Consider the following 17,935-nt stretch of genomic DNA (forward strand, 5'->3'; position numbering starts at 1 on the left):
CTTACTGCGTTTGGCGGGTGAAGAAAAGCGTCACCGTCCCGACGGTAATGCCGAACTTCTTCATCGCTGTTTTGTTGAATAAATGGGTGTCGTCCTGCAGATACATCCAGTCATCAAAGTTCAGCAGCCAGGTGCTGCCGTTGGCTTTCACGTTCATGCGGTAGTGCCAGTTAAAGGCGTTACCGGCCGACTGCCCGGTTGCCACGCCCTCAATATCGCCTGCCGTACCTTCGTAGCGATCGCTACCGACGCGGCGGATATGCCACACCCGTTGCTGCTTTTCACCATCGTCATAAATGAAGTGTTCATTGAGCGTGAGCGTCTCGCCCACCACCTCGCCCTTGATCTCAACATGGAAGCGGCGCAGTTGTTTGCCGCTGCGATCCTGCACCATCCCCCAGGCTTCGGTTGTGCCGTTGAAATAGCGGAAAATATCAAGCGGCGGCTGTTGGTGTTGATAATCGCCAATCTCGCTGCTACAACCAGCCAGCAGCATCATCAGCGCAAGGCCGAGCGCCAGAATGCGTTTCATTTTTGACCTCCGATCAACTGTTGACGCAGGGCGGGATATTGCGTGGCGGGCGCAAGCCAGATCGCCAGAAAGTGGCTGCTGAACGCCTCCGACTGGTATGGGCCGAGCGGGCTAAAGCCTTGCTGCGACGAAGCGGCGCGATACCAGAATTGCCCCTGTTTGCCGCGCATCACAAACGCCAGTTGCGTGCCGGATGTTACGTCAGGCCACAGCCTGCGCAACATGTGCAACCAGGCTTCGCTCTGCGGCTCGCGCGCCAGGATCCCCTGCGCCTGCCACTGTTCGCGGGTGGCGTCTACCAGTTCGTCGCGGTCGATATCGCGCTGGTAGGTGATGATCAGCGCCTGATCCTGTTCAGGCCCGCTGTAGCGGCCGTCTGGCGTGCGCAACTGCGAGGTATAAACCGTAAACGGCCCCCAGGTCAGCGTCGCGTCGCCCACTTTGCGCCAGCTTAACCAGTCGGCAGCGTGGACCGTGGGCACCAGCGCGCCAAGCCACAACAACATCAGTAACGCGGTTCGCATCAGCGCCTCCCCGTCACAATATGGAAAAAGAGCATCATCACCAGCCAGCCGGTAGCCATCGAGCTAACGACAATAAACGTGGGGGGCAGAAAGGTGATGGCACCTAAACGTTCGCCAAGGAGGTAAGCCACCGGGCCGCCGCCTGTCGCCATCAACATCAGGGCCCAGCCGGGAAGCGTCGAGGTACTGCTCAGCGCCGTCCAGACGCAGGCAAACATCAGCCACAGCGCCACCATCCACAGCGGCAGCAGCGAATCGCCGCTAAATTCGATAAGACCCGTCAGCGCCCAGAATGCATCCAGTCCGCCCCCCATTCCTGCCAGAAACAGGGCGTACAGACGCTGTGTGGGGGATAACAGCATGCAGGCCGCGATCGCCAGCGTAAGCCAGATAACCAGGCCGCGCTCGCGAAACAGCACCACCAGCGTCCAGTAGAGATCGAACGCGATAGCCAATAAAAAGACCTGCAGATAACGTTTCATACGCGCTCCGCGGTCAGTTGCACCACGCTGATGGTGCGCGCGTTAAACCCGGCTTCGCAGTAGCCAAAGTAGTAGAGCCACATGCGGCGAAAGCGGTTATCAAAGCCGAGTTTTTCAATCTCCTGCCAGGCGTGGTTAAAACGCTGCCGCCAGTGCGCGAGCGTGCGGGCGTAGTCAGGGCCCATATCGAACAGATTGCGTACGACAAAATCGGTGTGGCGCGTCATCAAATCGTTCATGGCGGTGATGCTCGGCAAAAAGCCGCCGGGGAAGATGTAGCGCTGAATAAAATCGACGCTTTTGCTGTAGTCGCGGTAGCGCTGATCCTGAATGGTGATCGCCTGCAACGCCATTTTGCCACCGGGACGCAGACGCGCCTGGCAGGTTTTGAAAAAGGTAGGCAGATAGCGTTGACCGACGGCTTCTATCATCTCGATCGACACCAGTTTGTCGAATTCACCTGTCAGATCGCGATAGTCGCAAAGCAGCACCTGCACGCGATCCTGCAACCCCGCGCGGGCAATGCGCTCGCTTGCCCAGCGGTACTGCTCCTGCGAAAGCGTGGTGGTGGTTACCCGGCAACCATAGTGACGGGCGGCGTACTCCGCCATCGCGCCCCATCCGGTGCCGATCTCCAGCAGATGATCGGCAGGTGTCAACGCCAGTTGTTCGCAAAGCCTGGCCATTTTGGCCTGTTGCGCGTCGGCAAGATCCTGATTGTCGTCGGCAAAAAGCGCGCTGGAATAGAGCAGATTTTCATCGAGAAACTGCGCGTAAAAGGCGTTACCCAGGTCGTAGTGGGCGGCGATATTTTCCCGCGCCTGCTGGCGATGGTTGCGCCGCGTCCAGTGACGCAGCCGCTCAACAGGTCGGCTAAGCCAGCGAAAACCGCTCTCCAGCCGCCCGAGCACGCGGCTATTCAGCGCCAGGATCTGTAGCAGTGCGGTAAGCTGACTGGTCTCCCAGTCGCCCGCGATCCAGGCTTCAGCAGCGGCGAGGCTGCCGCCGGTCAGCAGCCGCCAGTAAACACCGGGTGCCACAATCTGCACCTCGGCGCGCAGCGTAGCTGAGGCATCGCCAAAATGAAACGCCTGGGCACCTTCACGCAGGGTGATGGAGCCTTGCTGAATGCCGCTCAGCAGGCGGAAAAGTATCCATCGCGCGATACGGACGTTGCGCGAAATCTCGGGTTCAAGCGCAAAGACGGGATCGGTCATGAACGTTCACTCCTGCTCACGGGATGAGGATAAATCGGCACACGTTTGAGCCACAGCCGCAGCGCCTGCCAGTAAATAGCCAACACGGTTTTTAGCGTCATCAACGGAATACGCAGCAGTAAAGACGCCAGTGTGGCGCGGGTTAACGGTTCCCGGCTCAGCATGAGCGTGGCGTCGAACACTTTTGATTGCTGATGATTTTCGATATGCATGTGCAGCGTTTTGCCGGGGCTGTTGAAGCGCCAGTGATAGACCATCTCCATCGGGTTAAAGGGGGAGACGTGAAACGCTTTTTCCAGCGGGCGCGGCGTCTGGCCTTCAACGGCGTAGTAATGACGCTCGTTCCAGGGCGTGTTGCGCACCTCTGCCAGCACCCAGCGCAGGCTACCCGCGCTGTCGTAGCAGTAGTAAAAATTGACCGGGTTAAAGTGAAAGCCGAAATAGCGCAACTGGGTCAGCAGCATCACGCGGCCGTCCGGGCGCTCGGCGGTCAGCTTTTCCACTTGATCGAGCGCGCGCGCTTTAAGCGGCGTGCCCAGCGGATAGTCCGCATCATGGAATGAGGCCGCAGCAAAGCGATTACGGCGAATGCCGACCGAAGGCAGCGCATCAAGCTCGTCCAGATCAATCCAGGCCATAAATACGCTATAGCGAAAATGGTGCGCTTTCGGCTGCAGCCGACGATGGCGCAACACGCCCTGATACAGGCAGCTATTCATCGGCGCGCCCCTCGCTGGTGGCGATGCCGTGGACGACATCGAGCGCGCTGCGCACGCCATCTTCATGAAATCCGTTGTACCAGTAAGCGCCGCAGTACCAGCTCCGGTGCTGGCCGTTGATCTCATGACGCCGCGCCTGGGCGCGCCAGCTTGCCGGGTTAAACAGCGGATGTTCATAGACAAAGCGCTGCCAGACGTAGCGATCATCGATAGGCTTATCCGGGTTCAGCGTGACGCAGAATAGCGGGCTTCCCGCTGGCAGCCCCTGGAGAATGTTCATGTTGTAAGTCACACAGGCGCTGGCATGATCCTGCTCGCTCAGGCGATAGTTCCAGCTTGCCCATGCGCGCTGGCGTACCGGCAGCAAGCGGGAATCGCTATGCAAAACGACCGCGTTGCGCTGCCAGCCGATATTGCCTAACACTTCACGTTCGGCCGGGGTTGGGGCATCAAGCATCGCCAGCGCCTGCGCGGAGTGGCAGGCGAAAATCACCTGGTCGAAAGTCTGCGTGGTTGTGGCAAGCTCAATATCGACGCGGTTGTCATGGCGAATCACTTTTTGCACTGGCGCGTTAAGCTGCAGGCTCAGGCGATCGCCCAGTTGTGAGAGCATCGCACGGATGTACTCCCGCGAGCCGCCGGGCACCACATACCACTGCGGGCGATGGGTGATATCCAAAAGACCGTGATGGTCAAAAAAGCGCAAAAAGAGCGGCAACGGGAAGCGGCGCATCTCCTGCAAGGAGGATGACCAGATGGCGGCACCCATCGGCAAAATGTAGTGACGGGCGAAGAAATCGCTAAAGTGGTGGCGCTCAAGGAAGGTTTGCAGTGTGGCATTCTCATCCATGTTGTCTTGTAACGCCGCTTTCGCCAGCCGGTTAAAGCGCACAATTGCTTTCAGTAACGCCCAGAATGCAGGGTTGAAAAGATTACGCCGCTGAGCGAATAGCGAGGTGAGCGTATGCCCGTTGTACTCAAGACCGCTGTGCGGGTTATGCACCGAGAAGCTCATCTGCGTTTTTTGCCCACGGATGCCAAGCTCGCTGAGCAGACCCATAAAGCGCGGGTAGGTGCGATCGTTGTAGACGATAAAACCGGTATCAATGGCGTAAGTACCCTGCGGCGTGGTGATATCGACCGTGGCGGTATGCCCGCCAGCGGTGGGCTGTGCTTCAAACAGCGTCACCTGATGGTGTCCCGCCAGCCGCCAGGCGCAGGTCAACCCGGCAATGCCGCTGCCGATAATGGCAATCTTCATGAACGCACCATCCTGCGCAACAGCGCATGCTGAAGAAAAGAGGGCAGCCCGGCCAGCAGACGCAGGATCAGGCTAAAACCGGTCGGGAAGGCGATGTGGTTTTTGCCTTTCGCCAGACCACGACGGATAGCGTTTACCGCCTCATCAACGCTTACCTGGCCTGGCATGGCAAAATCGTTTTTACGCGTCAGCGGCGTATCCACAAAACCGGGTGAAACGACCGTGACGGCAATACCTTTAGGTTCCCAGTCCAGCCGCAGGCTGTTGGCAAACCAGCTCAGCGCGGCTTTCGACGCGCCATACGCCTCGGCGCGTGGAAACGGCAGCCAGTGCGCCATCGAACTGACCAGCACCACGCGGTTTCCCGCCACAAGCTGCGGTTGCAGCGCGGCAATGCAATTGACCGGCCCGAGAAAATTGGTCGTGACCACCCGTTCAACCAGCTCTGCATCCACCACGCCGCGATCGAGATACTCGCAGGTACCTGCGCAAAGGATGGTGAGATCGGCGCAGCAATCGGCCAGCGCATGGCGGCAGGCTTCGCGATCGGTCATATCAAACAGGCGAACTGTGATGTTCGGGCTGGATTGCCGGAGTGCTTCCAGCCGCACCGGGTCACGCCCGCAGGCGATAACGTGGTAGCCATCGCGGGCCCAGGATCTCGCCAGCCCCTCGCCGATACCGGAGCTGGCGCCGGTGATGAGGACAGTCATCATGCGCGCACACTCCGTTTCACACCGCGAACCGCCCAACCCAGCAGCGGCAGATGTTGGTAGATCATCTCGCCGGCATCGTAGTAATCGCGCTGCCGCACTATCTTTTCGCCCCGCACATCCACCACTGAACAGCCCGGCAGTGTGAGGTGTTTCCCGCCGGCAATGCGCGGATGCGACCAGTGCATGGTCCAGCTTGTGGCAAAACGCGCATCGTCGTGAAGTGGTGAGTCGATGGAAAAATGGCAGTGGTTAACACTGGCGAGAAGGTGGCTGAAATAGCGCTCAATAGCCGGTAACCCCAGGTGTTCGCCAAACGGATCGATAAGCAGCGCATCCGGGTGATAGAGCGCGGATAGCGCAGAGACGGGCTGGCTATCCAGCCGGGCGTAGTACTCAACAAACCGATCGATGACGCGGGACAGTGTGCTCATGACTCTCACCAGGGCGTTGAACAACGTAACGGAACTGCATAATTCAAACTTACACAATTAAAATTATTTGTCCAAGTTTTGATGAAAATATTTTTTATTTAGTAGAGAATTCAATTGGTTGTTTGCAGTGTTTTTTTGCGAAAAAATGAGGGTGATACGCAACGGTAACCGTTGCGCTTGATGCAAAGGCCTGCGCAGGGAAGGGATTAGAGTGAGATGACGTCGAGGGAGCGAACGCGTGGTTGCCAGAGTTCGATCTGTTTTTTACGGGCGGCGGTGAGTTTGCCGGAAGTGACCAGCAACCACTTTCGTTCCGGCAGGATCTCCGGCGCTAAGGTTGCAGGCGGCACGGGAAGCACGTCAATACGGTGGCCCTGGCCGGTGCGTTTGAGCGCTTCAAGCCAGATTTCACACGGATCGGCAAGGTGCCATCCGGTGATGAGATAGTTATCGCCCGGCGCTTTTCTGTCTCCTTCAAGGCAAAAGGAGGTGTAAGAAATGATGATGCCATCGAGGATTTCGCGCAGGGTCATCATCGCCGGGATATTGGCCGACACTTTACTGCGCAGCGGTCGCAGCACTTCGGTTACCAGTTCCGGGCGCGGATATTCACGTCCTGAATCATAAATAAGCTGGCGCAGGGATTCGATTTTTCCCTCTTTCAGGCGCTGGAGCATGTTTTCCTGCAGCGTCAGCCAGTTGTTAGTGCGACGCGCGCCGGGGCGCTCCAGCAAGGGTTTCACCTGGCTGACAGGGACGCCTTTTTTCACCCAATCGAGAATTTTTAGCGCCTGCTGCACATCGTCATCGCTGTAGAGCCGGTGACCGCCATCGGTGCGCATCGGTTTGAGCAGGCCGTAGCGACGCTGCCAGGCACGCAGCGTGGTCGCGGTGATCCCGCAAAGTTGCGCAAATTCGCCGATGGAGTAAGACATAAGGTAAACCCGATAATAAAGAATGCTCTCAATATACTACGAATATTTATGGGTTGAATGAAGTGTGGGCCGTTTGCACTACACTTTACTGCCAACCGCGAAGATGAAAGGAGTTCTCATGAAGTTATGGCCAGTGGTGACGGGTGTGTCTATCGCCTTGACACTTGTCGCCTGTAAATCTCCGACGCCGCCAGAAGGGGTGCAGCCGATCACCGGGTTTGACGCCAGCCGTTATCTGGGGAAATGGTATGAAATCGCGCGTCTGGAAAATCGTTTTGAGCGCGGGCTTCAACAGGTAACCGCCACTTATGGCAAGCGCAGCGACGGTGGGATCAGCGTCCTTAACCGTGGTTTTGATCCGCAAAAGCAGAAGTGGAGCGAGAGCGAAGGGAAGGCTTATTTCACCGGCGAGCCGACCACCGCGGCGCTGAAAGTATCGTTCTTTGGCCCGTTTTACGGCGGTTATAACGTGATCAAACTCGATGACAATTACCAGTACGCGCTGGTGAGCGGCCCGAACCGCGACTATTTGTGGATCCTCTCCCGCACGCCGACGCTTCCTGAAACGGTAAAACAGGATTATCTGAATACCGCGCGAAGCCTCGGGTTCCGGGTTGACCAACTGGTATGGGTTAAACAGTAACGCAGCGCCGGGATCGCCTCATGTCCGCGATAACGCTGCGACACCCTGGGGAAGGGGCAGCAACAAAGGCCAGTTCCCCTTTGCGCCGGGCGCGAACAACACGCAATGTCGCGCCGGCAGGGGGAAATACCGCGCACCCGTAGGGGTTTTAGTGCTCAGTCTGTTAGCTTAGCCGTTCTTCCGTCAGGCACAAAACAGGCAGCTTGTGTTGCGCAGGACGAACGAATTCCGCGCACAATCTGTTTCAGCGACAAGAGGTGATACCGTTAACGCTGAGATGCCAGCCAGAATTTTGCCTTCAAAATGAATATTTTTCCGATAAGAATCTCATGATTGCCGCGACATTTTTTAAGTTATAGCTAACCAGACTGTTCTTCTCATAAGCCAGCTTCAATATGTCGTAGTCATCAACCAGCTGGCCGATGTCTAATTTAGCTGGCTCACGATGAGGATCGTAGAGGGATGCGGAGGGAACATTCCAGTAATAATCGGCATCCAGCGCAATGCTATCTATTCCCCGCTGCTTCATTTCAATAAAAATTTTGCTGATGATTTCTTCAAGTAAATGGAGATCGATTTGCATACTACGTCCTTACTCGTCAGTGGCTGCAGCGGCCGAGATCCAGTCGCGAAAACGGCGGCTTATCTTCTGCAACAACGCGGATTCCTCATACACCAGATAGTAGGCTATCGGCGAATGAAGCGAGATTTTCAGCGGGTTAATTAGCAGGCCACTTCTTAGCTCTTCGCGTACAAGAGCACGGCGAACAAGCGCGATGCCTCTGCCTGCAATTGCCGCTTCAATCACGCCATTGGAGTCGATGAAAATGGGGCCGGTGTCACTCTTCACATCGTCAATACCCAGCGTATGAAACCATAAGGCCCAGTCCAGCCGGTGCTCATCGTGCAGCAGCGGATATTTTGCCACATCCCGCGGCCCTGAGAGTTCGCTTTCTGCCGCGAGTAATCGGGGGCTACAGACCGGGAGAAGATTGTCGTTTACCAGAACCTCAGACGTCAGTCCCGGATAGTTACCCGCACCGTGTCGGATAGCGAAATCAATCCCTTCGGAAAGTAAATCAACCTGCCTGTTGGTGGTGCTGATTTGCACTTCCACACCCGGATTGGCTTTTTCAAAGGCTGGCAGGCGCGGCAGCAACCATTGAATGGCAAAACCACTGGTGCAACTGACCGTCACTTTGTTTGCCTTTCCCTCATTCATTAAGCGTTGCGTTGCTTCTGCTATCTGGCCGAACGCGGGTCTGATCGCCCGCATATAGATGCGCCCCTCGGTTGTCAGTTCCAGACGGCGAGGGCTGCGGATGAACAGCCTGGTGCTGGTGAAGTTTTCCAGTTTTGCGATTTGCTGGCTGACAGCGCTGGATGTCACACATAACTCTTCCGCAGCCGCTTTGATACTCATCAGCCTCGCGGCCGACTCAAAACACATAAGTGCATGTAAAGGGGGCATTTTCATTAACGACACTGTCTCATGGGTTAGAAAATCTTAAGTATAAACAAAAATCTTGTTTGTCAGTCTGTCTGGCATGTTTCACAGTTTCGCCGTGAATTCCCCGTAAACGAAAAGGAACGGTTATGCGTGTTGCTGATTATCTTCGGTTAGTGTTGCTTGCCGCTATCTGGGGCGCGAGTTTTCTCTTTATGCGCATAGCGGTACCGCAGTTCGGTGCGATTAATACGGCATTTTTGCGGGTATTTTTTGGTTTTATCGGACTTGCGGTCATTTTATTACTGTTTAAATCTTCGTTTGATTTTAAAGATAAGTTCAAATCCTCATTTATCCTCGGTGTTATTAATTCTGGGTTGCCTTTTCTGATGTATTGTCTGGCGGCCCAATGGCTGCCTGCCGGGTATTCGGCCATTTTGAATGCAACCACCCCGTTGATGGGGGCGCTGGTGGGTTTTTCCTTTTTTGCCGAGAAACTCACCCTCAAAAAATGGGGTGGCGTGCTGCTGGGGCTTATCGGCATCATCGTGATTACCACCATCGGTGAAGCGCAATCAGCGGATAAACAAATCATCGGTGTTATTGCCTGTCTTATCGCGACCAGTTGTTATGGGATCGCCGGCTTTCTGACGCGCAGTTGGATTTCAAACAAAGGGGGACTCGATCCGAAAATAGTCGCTTTCGGTAGTCAGACAGGCGCAACGGTTTTTTTGCTGCCTTTTTTCATCTGCAGCACCCGGTTCGGGCCAACGATTAACTGGCTGCAGCAAGAGGCCTGGGTGAGCGTCATTGCAGTCGGGGTTTTCTGCACGGCATGGGCTTACATCCTCTATTTTCGACTGATTGCCGATATCGGGCCGTTACGTTCATTAACCGTGACATTTTTAATTCCGCCGTTTGGCGTGCTATGGGGATATCTGGTACTGAGCGAAACCATTAACAGCGGTTTCATTATGGGGGCGCTTATTATCGGTGTGGCGGTCTGGATGGTGGTGAGTCCTGAAAAAGCGTTCAGGTGAGGTAACGGCTTTTAGAGAGGCAATCAGATCTCATGTGATTGCATCGCCATGGGTTTAACAGGCACAGCAGAGCCATTTTGATGACTCTGCTGTGCCGATCACACGCCCTGGAGGGCAGCAGGAGTCGTCGTGCTGACGGCCACGACAACGCCGTTACAGAAAGTTGTTCCGTTACTGAAGCGTGAAGAATTAAAGAAAAAAATCTACCGAACGAGAGATGAATCCCGCAGCGATATTTCGATAACAACGGACTGTTTTATATCAGTAAGCGTCAGCATGGTTAGCGCAATCCCATGCCACCGGCGGAGTATGAAAAACACTATTATCAGCGGCCCGGAAGTGTCGGGAATATCCGTGGCGATTGATTAGCGGAAAAGTGTCCAGAAAATCATTCCGTTTACCGGGTTTATCGCCGTTGATATGCACTATTAACCGGGCGTCGCGCAATATAATTATTTTGTGCAGACGAAGGGTAGGGCAGATGTTGCAGACGCGGAAAATATCACATCTGGTATAACCTTCCTTTATATCTGTCGGGGGACATACGCAAAGGTTAATAATATATTTAATGAGGCAATGCTTGCCTGATAATGAGCTATCCGATGGGTGAGGATTTGCATTTAATAACATCTGAATAATGTTTTTTCAGGTAATAGCTTGATGAAAGCGATTTTATTACTGGCTATAAAATAACAATGCGGAAGGCTCCGTAATTTGCCCTGGTTTATTTGCCCTGGTTTATTTGCCGTATTGAGTAAAAAAGGTGAGCAGGCCTATATTTTTGTTGTTCTTTCTTATTTCAAGGGGAACAGCATATTTGCTCGTAGATAATTTTATTGCAAGGAGGCCAGTATGTCCTCATACAGCCTAAATAAAGCCAAGGAGAAAAATATGTCCGCATATTACCCACACAGTCTTATTCCTCCCCATATTTTACGTCGCATTATCGACAATGGCTCTGAGGCGCAGCAACACTTTGCGCGTCGAACTTTAGTCCATGTGCAAAACTTGATGGATATCGGCCTTAAAGGAATCTCTAAGCCTCTGGCCACCTACCCTGGCGAATTGATGCGTAATATTTACGATGCGCATCATCAGTCGACGGTAAATGGCACGCTGGTACGTTATGAAGGCCAACCTTCCAATGGCGATATCGCTGCGGACGAGGCCTATGAGTACCTCGGCGTGACGCATGATTTCTTCTGGCGAGTCTGGCGACGCAATTCTCTTGATAACCAGGGGATGGCCCTGAATGGCATCGTGCATTTCGGTGAATCATATATGAATGCGTTCTGGGATGGGCAGGAGATGGTTTTTGGTGATGGCGACGGTGTTATTTTTAATCGTTTCACGATTGCCATCGATGTCATCGCGCATGAACTCGGTCATGGCGTCACCGGCAGTGAGGCCGGGTTGATCTATTATGCGCAGTCAGGCGCACTGAATGAATCTTTATCAGATGTTTTCGGCTCGCTGGTGAAGCAATACTACTACCAGCAAACCGCCGACCAGGCTGATTGGTTGATTGGCGAAGGATTACTGGGTGAAAGAATTAATGGCCGTGCGCTGCGCTCCATGTCTGCGCCGGGCACCGCCTACAACGATCCGATGTTAGGTGCCGACCCGCAGCCCGCCCATATGAACGATTATGTCCGAACCCGCGATGACAATGGCGGTGTGCATTTAAATTCCGGTATCCCAAATCGCGCCTTTTACCTGGCATCTGTCGCTGTCGGCGGTTATGCATGGGAAAAAACCGGTTACGCCTGGTACGACACGGTTTGTGACAAGTCACTGACTCCGGACGCAGATTTCGCCACCTTCGCCAGATTGACTATCTATCACGGTGGAAAACGTTCCGGCAAAGCGGTTGCCAACGCCATCGAGCAGGCCTGGAGAGAAGTTGGAGTGTTATGGTGAGCACGCCTGAACTCACCGATGATGTGGTGATTGAACTGGCCCGTGAAGGCGGGCTGGTTTATATGCCGAAACTCATCAGAAAGCAGTGCATTGAAATAGCGCAGTTGAATACAGAGCAGCGCCAGCGCCTTGACACTATTCTTCGCCAGGCATTACCGCTCGGGCAGCGGCCTGGCCTGGCAAATTCTCCAGGCGAGGGTGACCAGCGTTTCTACCGCCTCCAGATTACTTGGACGGCCCGGCAAAAAGAGATGCAATTGTTGATCCCGGAAAACCAGGCGCCGGAATCCCTGCAAAGGTTGTGCAGAGAAGGTAAGACCTCTATCTGCAAACCTTAAAATGCGATGAACCCGACGCGTTTTTATATTTTTTCTGCAAAGGAGGTATATCAATAAAAATCTTAAATCAGCTTGGTTACGAATACCAACAGGTAATATCACATCTGAAAAGGAATATTCAATCATGAAAAAAAATCTACTGATTTTAATGTTATCTTTATTTCTGACTGGTTATGTTTACGCGCATGGATATATTGATAACCCACCAAGTCGTTCATTTCTTTGCACTCACGCGGGCGGTGCACTAAATAAAGCTTGTGGCGCGGTGATGTATGAACCTCAATCGATTGAAGGCGTGAAAGGTTTTCCTGACGGCGGTCCTTCCGATGGTTTAATCGCAAGCGCAGGGAATCCGAGTTTTTCTGAATTAAATGAACAGACGCCAGGTCGTTGGTACAAAGTCAATCTCAAAAGTGGCGCGCATACATTTGACTGGACGCTCACCGCCCGCCATAGCACAACTTCCTGGAAATATTACATCACTAAGCAAGGATGGGATCCGAATAAACCATTAGCTCGGGCTGATTTTGATTTAAAACCTTTCTGCGAAAGATTTGATAACGGGAAAATCCCGCAAAGTAAAGTCCAGATGAACTGTACTATTCCACAACGCTCGGGGTATCAAGTTATTTTGGGCGTATGGACAATTGCCGACACAGGGAATGCGTTCTATCAGGTCATTGATGCTAATATGACTAAATAATCAATGAAATATCTAAAACTGTGTTAGTCCGAGTCTGTACTAATACAGTTTATTAAATAAGATTATTTATCGAGTGTGGTTTTTTGCAGGTATAAATGTGTAATTAATCTTACCTTTGGCCCTTTTGCCCAGGGCCATTTCCCCTGCTTGTTGCCATCCCTCATCGAAACATCAGCATTGAAGAAAGGGCAATTGGCTTCGAACTGGATGTTACCCAACGCGAATCAGGTAACAGCGAAACCAGAACAGAAGCCAGGCTGGAAGGTTCGCCCGCAAGGGGTCGTTCAGTGTGAAAATCACGGGGCGAGTCTCACATAAAGCGTAACAAACCCGCTCTCTGGATTGGCAAGCAATTTGCGGATGCCGGGAATTGGGACAGTGCAGTGACGGATAGCGTACGCGGTTTGCGTACTGATAAATATGTGATCGACAACCCACAAAGCGCGGTGCGTTATCTCTCTACGGATAATGGCGCTACAACTGTCGTGCTTCTCCCTTGTCAGTAATTGATGTTAAGGCCTCATGATGTTTACTGAGGTCATATCTTGATAATTTAAGGAGGCTGCAATGATAACAATTGATGACATGGGGTTACTCAGTAACTGGTTGGCCGCTCTCGCCGGATTATTTGGTGGCCTGAGCGTGTCATTTTTTTGGCAACCTAAAAAGTTGTATCAACGTGGCCGTCTGACGGCGGGCATCATTATCGGGGGGATTAGCGTTAGTACGACATTTACCCTGGGAGGAATTATCTCTCAATGGCTGGGAATGAATTTTACAGATAAGGATACTGCTATGGGGATCGGTTATTTCATTGGGTCAATCAGTGTCGGAATGGTTGCCTGGCTGGCCAATTTTTTCTGCCACAGAGAAGAGCGCGACATTTTGCAGGTGGCAGGAGAGCTGAAGCGCGCCGCCAGAGGTGTTAACAAAATACCAGGCCGTTACCGATCCATTCGTAGTTCAAAAACAGGAGATCCATCATGATGTTGAAGGTTTTATACTGGGTACTCACTCTGGTAGATGTTTTTGTTGCTTTGATTATTCTGATTAGCGCGCTCAGTCATCGCCTTCTCAATACCGTTTATATTTCGCGAGGATATAGTATTGGGCTGCTGATTGCGGGGATTGGTTTTATGTTACAGGTGGCGATAAATGTGCCTTTTTTATTGTTTGATGTCATATTAACGCCTTATCAATCCTCTTTTTTTATATTTAAAGATATCGGTATCGGGATAGTAACAATCAGCTATTGCATACATCCGCCGTCTACAAATCTGCCATCCAGTAAGAAATTTCCCCATAAAAGAGCAGCAAAATAAGCTAAATAAATCACCAACCCAAAAAAAGAGTGGGTATGATAAAAGGAGCATTATTTACATCTGATGCTCCTTTTGTGCTAGAGACTCGTTGGGAATGGATGGCAATCGAACAGCATAAATAGTGTGGCTAACTTTCTTTAAAATACATCATTGCTGCCTGGGTGCGGTTAGTCACATTCAGGCGACGAAAAATAGATTCGAGATGCGTTTTTACGGTACCCGGACTGATATTCAGGAGGCGGCTAATTTGTTTATTAGATTCGCCGGCAGCGAGCAATTTGAGGATCTCGCGCTGACGTTCGCTTAGACAAGCCAGGGTACGATGGTTATTATCCAGAACCGTCATATTCTCGTGGGGAAAGCTGAGCATGCCCGCAGAAGCGGTATGTAGCGTTTGTGTGATGGTTTCGGGGGGGGAGTCGCGCCTGACAAAAGCAATGGCATGATGATTCAGAAATTGCCGCAACGAGATGAGTTGGCATTTATTTACCAGCATCACCACCGGGATGCCAGGATAGTGCTGCGATAAGTTATCAATTAACTCAATACATGCTTTTTTATTATCATTACCATCCAGAATAATTAAGGAGGCGGGGAATTTGCCCAGAGTTTCATTGATTTTCTTACAATCATTTAAACCGCAGATTTTTACTTCCGGAATGCTATGAGACACTACCGATGTCATTTCTTCAATGTATATAGAATGTTTGTCAATCATGAATATATGCATGCGCCTTCTCCATATAATAGTTTCTTCAATGAATCTATTACTTCATAGAGTAGTCAATGGTGTGAATAATTGAAATTAGGGTGATTTCCATAGGCCTTTTATCCGACAGGAAACGGATAATAACTTTAAGTTATGCCTGACGCTTATAAACAACCTCTTAATTATTTTTGCGAAGTAGGGTGTTATCTTATTATCTCATTTAGTTATACCTTGAAACGCAAGGTTTTCGGTGCGCCGATGTGCTCCTTTCGACAACAGCATGAAAGCATGGAGACCGGCAGCAGAATTAGCGTTATCCGATTCCAGAACTTATCTGCGCAATACTCTTCGCTGTAAATAATCGAAAGGGTTTTGATAGAAAGCCCGTACAGACAATAACAAAAAACGTCTTTTAATCATGATGGGTGAATAGTGGCATCCGACCCGGGCTAACACCGCTGGTGTCAGAAATCCGGTCCCATAAAAGGAGGGCAAAAAGCGGTTGCGGGTACTTTTTCCTCATATACTCTGGCGTAGCTGTTCCCTTATTCGTGAAATTCGCTTTCACCCAAAAATATCATTTGGCTATATGTACTAACTGTTAGTGATGTCAGATTTAATAATAGACATATGTCGTTAACAGTATACCTGGCGAGGTTTTTCATGCTGGGTATGAAAGTTTATTACGCTTACATCTTCTGCGACGGATTCTAAATCAACTGGTTATACTTTAAAAAACAAGTGAAATGATTGACCGTCCATTCCTGAAATAATTAAGAGAGTAGACAGTGTGAGCTGTGATCGTGCGTCGTTCAGGTGAAGTCTGTTTCCTGTTCCGGCCGGGCATGTTAAATGGCATTTATGCATTATCGCACTGCCAGAGAACACTTCAGAATGATCACAGCTTGTGGCGGGGTAGTATAAAACGGGGTCGTTACCGACCCCGCAGAGAACACTCAGGAGAGGATTTTTGCAAAAGCTTTGGCGAAAGCATAGTTTTCCTGACCAGTGATCAGCGTACTGGTTGGTTTACTGTTCGAGTGCATATTGCCATGTTCGTCGATGGTATCAGGTGCAAAATCGCGTCCCAGAGACCAGTTACTGACTTGATGCAGATTGTTGGCTTTGGAAAATTCAGCAACCTTAACTGCATCCTCAAGCGTGAATACTAACGGGTCAGTGTCATTGTGGCCGATCATCGGTGTCACAACGATTTTTGAATATGCTTCGGCATCGGTATAACCCCAAATCGCTTTTAGCTGATCTTTGGTGGCGTTAATTGCCTGAATAGCATAATCCCCCTGATTGCCGGCAAAACTTGGGCCGTAATCCATCGCCATAATATTAACGTAAGGGTGTAATTTATTCGCTGCTGCACTAGTAAGTACATCCAGGCCAGCCTGAACTAATCCAGTCGGTAATACGGGCAGCGTGACACTGACTTCCAGATATGGAACGGCTTTCTTAGCTTGCACAAATGCCGGGAATGCAACATTGCTATTATAAAAACCCTGGGTTTCAAAATCGAGATCGATCGTTTTTACACCGTAATTATTGGCGATATTGACATATAACCCGGCGAGATCATTAACGCTCCATGTGGTGGAAAAATCCACGCCGGAAAAACCACCAAAAGAAAATATGGGTTCACCACCTGCGTTATTAATTAAATCTGTCAGCGGTTTGATGGCCTTGAGTGGAAAACTACTGTTGCCCCAGACCGGATTTTTCGGGTTGGCGGGATCCTGCACAAGGAAAGCGAGATGGAACTTTTTGACACCAAACGCGATCGCATCACTGATAAAATCCTGGTTGAGTCCAGGGGGTGTTGTTGCCCATTTAGCGAATATAGTGACATCAACATAGGGTGCAAAATCAGTGGCACCTGAGCCTGTCGAGGGTTTACCGGAAGTCTTGCCATTAATTGCAGTGCTTCTGGCTGACTGGTTGCCTGCGTTATCGACAGCAAAGACACGGAAGGTGTAAAGGGTGTTTGGTTTCAGGCCGCCGATGGTGGCTGACGTTGTTGTCACGGTAACGGTCTGCGATGAAGCTCCTGGTTCTGCGTAAGAAACCACATAGTTTTTTACGCCGCTACCTTCATCGGTAGAGGCATTCCATGCCAGGGATATGGCATTGTGCGCAATACGCGTCACATGCAGGTTAACCGGAACGCTGGGGGCGGTGGTATCTGGCGAAACGGGCCGGGTCAGCACGCTGATGCTGCCAGTATTGTCGGATACATTGCCTGCGGCATCATAGGCCTGTACCGAGATTGTATATTGCGTATCTGCGCTAAGACCATCGAGGATAGTGGTGGTGTTCGGTACGCGTTTAGTATGCCTTCCGTTGGCCCAGCTCCAGGTGACAATATAGCCGCTGACGCCTACATCATCGGTGGAGGCGTTCCATGAAAGAGCAATGGTTGAGCTGGTGGTGCCGGTGGAAACCAGACCTGTCGGTGCTGAGGGGGCTGTGGTATCTGGCGTATCGCTGTCTCCGGCGAGTACACCATTTACATAATAAGCGATCGGTAAAACATTAGCGCTTAAGCTACCATTATTGGAACCGATATTGACAATAAAGCTGACCGATTTGCCATTAGCGATTGGTGTCAGGTAGTTCGCTAATTGCCCGGTAATATGTGTCGTACTTATCCCCGTTTTCTCGATGTTCAACCCAATATTGGTAGACGGCTGAACGCTTTGCGGCATATCGAAGCTAATTTTCACAGGGCTGTTAATGGTTTTTCCAGTATTATTGAGAAGTGTTATTTTAAGTGCCCCCGACCACGCGGAAACTGATGCATATTTCGCGGTGAAAGAGACGTGAGTTGTTTCAGACATTTGTATTTCTCCATGTATTTATTGTGAATTCTGTTTCAGGTATATCCTGCAGGTAAAAACAAGAGTGCTTACACAGATAACTATCAAATAAGCACTCTGCTTTTATTGGTTAAGCAGTTGGGTTGTCCTGTTGCTAATCAATTTTAATAA

Annotated in this window: 20 protein-coding genes; 7 read left to right on the plus strand and 13 right to left on the minus strand. The window is 51.3% G+C overall.

Translation table 11 applies throughout. The annotated features are described in order from the left end of the window. Nucleotide 1: 1 nt before the first annotated feature. The 9 genes from H650_RS00745 to H650_RS00785 form a co-directional block, all read right to left on the minus strand. On the minus strand, nt 2-532 hold the full coding sequence (locus H650_RS00745; protein ID WP_016495774.1) for a DUF3833 domain-containing protein: 531 nt from the start codon (nt 530-532) through the stop codon (nt 2-4). Beyond that, entirely contained in the window at nt 529-1,056 is a 528-nt protein-coding gene (locus H650_RS00750) for a hypothetical protein (RefSeq protein WP_016495775.1), read from the minus strand. Before H650_RS00750 ends, H650_RS00745 begins: the two co-directional genes overlap by 4 nt. After that, nucleotides 1,056-1,538 carry a DUF2878 domain-containing protein gene (locus H650_RS00755; protein WP_016495776.1) on the minus strand — a complete coding sequence of 161 codons (483 nt, stop codon included), beginning with the start codon at nt 1,536-1,538 and terminating at the stop codon, nt 1,056-1,058. Before H650_RS00755 ends, H650_RS00750 begins: the two co-directional genes overlap by 1 nt. Then, nucleotides 1,535-2,755, minus strand: a complete 1,221-nt coding sequence (locus H650_RS00760; RefSeq protein WP_016495777.1) for an SAM-dependent methyltransferase — start codon at nt 2,753-2,755, stop codon at nt 1,535-1,537. Before H650_RS00760 ends, H650_RS00755 begins: the two co-directional genes overlap by 4 nt. Beyond that, the gene (locus H650_RS00765) at nt 2,752-3,474 is read right to left on the minus strand and encodes a DUF1365 domain-containing protein (protein ID WP_016495778.1); all 723 of its coding nucleotides are present in this window, start codon (nt 3,472-3,474) and stop codon (nt 2,752-2,754) included. Before H650_RS00765 ends, H650_RS00760 begins: the two co-directional genes overlap by 4 nt. Then, nucleotides 3,467-4,735 carry an NAD(P)/FAD-dependent oxidoreductase gene (locus H650_RS00770; RefSeq protein WP_016495779.1) on the minus strand — a complete coding sequence of 423 codons (1,269 nt, stop codon included), beginning with the start codon at nt 4,733-4,735 and terminating at the stop codon, nt 3,467-3,469. The genes H650_RS00765 and H650_RS00770 overlap by 8 nt, the downstream gene beginning before the upstream one ends. Further along, a complete protein-coding gene (locus H650_RS00775; RefSeq protein WP_016495780.1) occupies nt 4,732-5,451 on the minus strand; it encodes an SDR family NAD(P)-dependent oxidoreductase in 720 nt (239 codons plus the stop codon). The genes H650_RS00770 and H650_RS00775 overlap by 4 nt, the downstream gene beginning before the upstream one ends. Beyond that, a complete protein-coding gene (locus H650_RS00780) occupies nt 5,448-5,882 on the minus strand; it encodes a nuclear transport factor 2 family protein (RefSeq protein WP_016495781.1) in 435 nt (144 codons plus the stop codon). The genes H650_RS00775 and H650_RS00780 overlap by 4 nt, the downstream gene beginning before the upstream one ends. A gap of 206 nt (nt 5,883-6,088) precedes the next feature. Beyond that, a complete protein-coding gene (locus tag H650_RS00785) occupies nt 6,089-6,817 on the minus strand; it encodes a MerR family transcriptional regulator (RefSeq protein ID WP_016495782.1) in 729 nt (242 codons plus the stop codon). A 118-nt stretch (nt 6,818-6,935) separates the two neighbouring features. On the opposite strand from H650_RS00785, the gene H650_RS00790 reads away from it, so the two are divergent. After that, nucleotides 6,936-7,460, plus strand: coding sequence for a lipocalin family protein (locus tag H650_RS00790; RefSeq protein WP_016495783.1), 525 nt, complete (start codon nt 6,936-6,938; stop codon nt 7,458-7,460). Between the two features lie 298 nt (nt 7,461-7,758). On the opposite strand, the gene H650_RS00795 is transcribed toward H650_RS00790, so the two are convergent. Further along, nucleotides 7,759-8,043: a hypothetical protein gene (locus tag H650_RS00795; RefSeq protein ID WP_016495784.1), complete on the minus strand. Its 285-nt coding sequence runs from the start codon at nt 8,041-8,043 to the stop codon at nt 7,759-7,761. 9 nt (nt 8,044-8,052) lie between these two features. Further along, complete coding sequence (gene gcvA / locus H650_RS00800) at nt 8,053-8,937, minus strand: transcriptional regulator GcvA (RefSeq protein WP_044489340.1); 885 nt, start codon at nt 8,935-8,937, stop codon at nt 8,053-8,055. A 119-nt stretch (nt 8,938-9,056) separates the two neighbouring features. Here gcvA and H650_RS00805 point away from each other — a divergent pair, with 119 nt between their 5' ends. From H650_RS00805 to H650_RS00830, 6 genes are all read left to right on the plus strand, one after another. Then, nucleotides 9,057-9,947, plus strand: a complete 891-nt coding sequence (locus H650_RS00805; protein ID WP_016495786.1) for a DMT family transporter — start codon at nt 9,057-9,059, stop codon at nt 9,945-9,947. 891 nt (nt 9,948-10,838) lie between these two features. After that, nucleotides 10,839-11,867: a M4 family metallopeptidase gene (locus H650_RS00810; RefSeq protein WP_016495787.1), complete on the plus strand. Its 1,029-nt coding sequence runs from the start codon at nt 10,839-10,841 to the stop codon at nt 11,865-11,867. Next, the gene (locus H650_RS00815) at nt 11,864-12,205 is read left to right on the plus strand and encodes a protealysin inhibitor emfourin (RefSeq protein WP_174240601.1); all 342 of its coding nucleotides are present in this window, start codon (nt 11,864-11,866) and stop codon (nt 12,203-12,205) included. Before H650_RS00810 ends, H650_RS00815 begins: the two co-directional genes overlap by 4 nt. A 124-nt stretch (nt 12,206-12,329) precedes the next feature. Continuing rightward, nucleotides 12,330-12,908, plus strand: a complete 579-nt coding sequence (locus H650_RS00820) for a lytic polysaccharide monooxygenase (RefSeq protein ID WP_016495789.1) — start codon at nt 12,330-12,332, stop codon at nt 12,906-12,908. Between the two features lie 567 nt (nt 12,909-13,475). Further along, entirely contained in the window at nt 13,476-13,895 is a 420-nt protein-coding gene (locus H650_RS00825; RefSeq protein ID WP_016495790.1) for a hypothetical protein, read from the plus strand. Then, the gene (locus H650_RS00830; RefSeq protein WP_016495791.1) at nt 13,892-14,230 is read left to right on the plus strand and encodes a hypothetical protein; all 339 of its coding nucleotides are present in this window, start codon (nt 13,892-13,894) and stop codon (nt 14,228-14,230) included. Before H650_RS00825 ends, H650_RS00830 begins: the two co-directional genes overlap by 4 nt. 127 nt (nt 14,231-14,357) lie before the next feature. Here H650_RS00830 and H650_RS00835 read toward each other — a convergent pair whose 3' ends face one another. Next, nucleotides 14,358-14,960 (minus strand): response regulator transcription factor, encoded by a 603-nt coding sequence (locus tag H650_RS00835; RefSeq protein ID WP_016495792.1) that lies wholly within the window; start codon nt 14,958-14,960, stop codon nt 14,358-14,360. 935 nt (nt 14,961-15,895) lie between these two features. Then, on the minus strand, nt 15,896-17,785 hold the full coding sequence (locus tag H650_RS00840; protein WP_016495793.1) for a fibronectin type III domain-containing protein: 1,890 nt from the start codon (nt 17,783-17,785) through the stop codon (nt 15,896-15,898). Nucleotides 17,786-17,935: the final 150 nt, after the last annotated feature.

Origin of the sequence: Enterobacter sp. R4-368 (genome assembly GCF_000410515.1) — a bacterium.
GTDB lineage: Bacteria > Pseudomonadota > Gammaproteobacteria > Enterobacterales > Enterobacteriaceae > Kosakonia.

Excerpts from the sequence above, each read along its gene's own strand:
- gcvA (WP_044489340.1), bottom strand. The coding sequence starts at position 8,937 with ATGAAAATGCCCCCTTTACATGCACTTATGTGTTTTGAGTCGGCCGCG.
- H650_RS00770 (WP_016495779.1), bottom strand. The coding sequence starts at position 4,735 with ATGAAGATTGCCATTATCGGCAGCGGCATTGCCGGGTTGACCTGCGCC.
- H650_RS00805 (WP_016495786.1), top strand. The coding sequence starts at position 9,057 with ATGCGTGTTGCTGATTATCTTCGGTTAGTGTTGCTTGCCGCTATCTGG.
- H650_RS00765 (WP_016495778.1), bottom strand. The coding sequence starts at position 3,474 with ATGAATAGCTGCCTGTATCAGGGCGTGTTGCGCCATCGTCGGCTGCAG.
- H650_RS00760 (WP_016495777.1), bottom strand. The coding sequence starts at position 2,755 with ATGACCGATCCCGTCTTTGCGCTTGAACCCGAGATTTCGCGCAACGTC.
- H650_RS00825 (WP_016495790.1), top strand. The coding sequence starts at position 13,476 with ATGATAACAATTGATGACATGGGGTTACTCAGTAACTGGTTGGCCGCT.
- H650_RS00820 (WP_016495789.1), top strand. The coding sequence starts at position 12,330 with ATGAAAAAAAATCTACTGATTTTAATGTTATCTTTATTTCTGACTGGT.
- H650_RS00830 (WP_016495791.1), top strand. The coding sequence starts at position 13,892 with ATGATGTTGAAGGTTTTATACTGGGTACTCACTCTGGTAGATGTTTTT.
- H650_RS00745 (WP_016495774.1), bottom strand. The coding sequence starts at position 532 with ATGAAACGCATTCTGGCGCTCGGCCTTGCGCTGATGATGCTGCTGGCT.
- H650_RS00795 (WP_016495784.1), bottom strand. The coding sequence starts at position 8,043 with ATGCAAATCGATCTCCATTTACTTGAAGAAATCATCAGCAAAATTTTT.
- H650_RS00750 (WP_016495775.1), bottom strand. The coding sequence starts at position 1,056 with ATGCGAACCGCGTTACTGATGTTGTTGTGGCTTGGCGCGCTGGTGCCC.
- H650_RS00810 (WP_016495787.1), top strand. The coding sequence starts at position 10,839 with ATGTCCGCATATTACCCACACAGTCTTATTCCTCCCCATATTTTACGT.
- H650_RS00835 (WP_016495792.1), bottom strand. The coding sequence starts at position 14,960 with ATGCATATATTCATGATTGACAAACATTCTATATACATTGAAGAAATG.
- H650_RS00785 (WP_016495782.1), bottom strand. The coding sequence starts at position 6,817 with ATGTCTTACTCCATCGGCGAATTTGCGCAACTTTGCGGGATCACCGCG.
- H650_RS00780 (WP_016495781.1), bottom strand. The coding sequence starts at position 5,882 with ATGAGCACACTGTCCCGCGTCATCGATCGGTTTGTTGAGTACTACGCC.
- H650_RS00755 (WP_016495776.1), bottom strand. The coding sequence starts at position 1,538 with ATGAAACGTTATCTGCAGGTCTTTTTATTGGCTATCGCGTTCGATCTC.
- H650_RS00790 (WP_016495783.1), top strand. The coding sequence starts at position 6,936 with ATGAAGTTATGGCCAGTGGTGACGGGTGTGTCTATCGCCTTGACACTT.
- H650_RS00775 (WP_016495780.1), bottom strand. The coding sequence starts at position 5,451 with ATGATGACTGTCCTCATCACCGGCGCCAGCTCCGGTATCGGCGAGGGG.
- H650_RS00840 (WP_016495793.1), bottom strand. The coding sequence starts at position 17,785 with ATGTCTGAAACAACTCACGTCTCTTTCACCGCGAAATATGCATCAGTT.